The organism is Falsiroseomonas oryzae (genome assembly GCF_027856955.1).
Taxonomy (GTDB): Bacteria; Pseudomonadota; Alphaproteobacteria; order Acetobacterales; family Acetobacteraceae; genus Falsiroseomonas; species Falsiroseomonas oryzae.
Map to the genome: position 1 here is coordinate 1 of NZ_JAPSMD010000858.1, position 1,069 is coordinate 1,069.

At 74.5% G+C, this 1,069-nt stretch carries 2 protein-coding genes and 1 pseudogene; 2 read left to right on the forward strand and 1 reads right to left on the reverse strand.

From position 1 onward, the window contains the following. Together OZN99_RS32245 and OZN99_RS32250 are read left to right on the forward strand one after the other, a co-directional pair. Positions 1–357, forward strand: a pseudogene (locus OZN99_RS32245) (alcohol dehydrogenase); the annotation flags it as partial. Between the two features lie 71 nt (positions 358–428). Further along, positions 429–878 carry a host attachment protein gene (locus OZN99_RS32250; RefSeq protein ID WP_270939268.1) on the forward strand — a complete coding sequence of 150 codons (450 nt, stop codon included), beginning with the start codon at positions 429–431 and terminating at the stop codon, positions 876–878. Positions 879–882: 4 nt separating this feature from the next. Here OZN99_RS32250 and OZN99_RS32255 read toward each other — a convergent pair. Then, positions 883–1,069 (reverse strand): aromatic-ring hydroxylase C-terminal domain-containing protein (locus tag OZN99_RS32255; protein ID WP_270939269.1); only part of this gene is annotated, 187 nt, incomplete at its 5' end.

Here is a 1,069-nt window from a genome sequence, read left to right on the forward strand (position 1 = left end):
TGGGCCGGCGGCTCCGACGCGGCGCCGCCCGAGCCGCTCGACGCCGCCATCCTCTTCGCACCGGTCGGCGCGCTGGTGCCGGCCGCGCTGCGGGTCGTGGTGCGCGGCGGCACCGTGGTCTGCGCCGGCATCCACATGAGCGACATTCCCGCCTTTCCCTATGCGCTGCTGTGGCAGGAGCGCGTGCTGCGCTCGGTCGCCAACCTGACGCGCGCGGACGGCGAGGCCTTCCTGGCACTCGCCCCAGGCGTGCCGGTCCGGACCAAGGTCCACGCCATGCCGCTGGGGCAAGCCAACGTCGCGCTGGACCGGTTGCGCGCAGGGGAGGTCAGCGGCGCCCTGGTGCTGATACCTTGATACGCATCATGGCGGGGGCGGCGCCATGGCGCATCCTGTTCGGCGATTGCCACGCAAGGGAGGAACCTGACGTGCCACCCGAAACCGAATGGGCCCTGGTCGCCGACGCCCAGCGCGCCCGCATCCTGGAACGCCTGGTACCGCTCGGCCGCTGGGCGGAACGGGCCGAGGACACCGTGGAGATCGAGAACCCACGCTCGCATGAGCAGGGGACCGAACGGCCCGGCCGTTCGCATGAGAGCGCGAGCAGCGCCCGCCATGCCATCGAGCCCAAGAGCGACCCGCACCGCCTGGCGAAGCAGGCCTTCGCCCGGCGCCTGGCCCATCGGCTGGAGGAAGCGGCTCAGGCCGGCGCCTATGCGCGGCTCACCCTGGTCGCGCCGCCGGCCTTCCTGGGCGACCTGCGCGACGCGCTGGGCGATGCGGCGCAGCGCCGGGTGCGGGCGACGCTGGACAGCGACCTAACGCATCTGCCGATGCACGAACTGGCGCCCCGGCTGGACGCAATCCCGCGCGGGTAACCGATCAGGCCAAGGGCGCCCGGCCGAGCAACCGGGCGACGACGGCCGCCGCGTCGTCCGGGTCGGCGGCGCCGCGCCAGCCGACATGCCCGTCGGGACGCACCAGCACCAGGGGCGGCCCGCCGAGCGCGGCCGCGTCGCAGCGCGCTGTCACAACCGGGGCGCCGGTCATGCGCAGCGCTGCGAGCAGG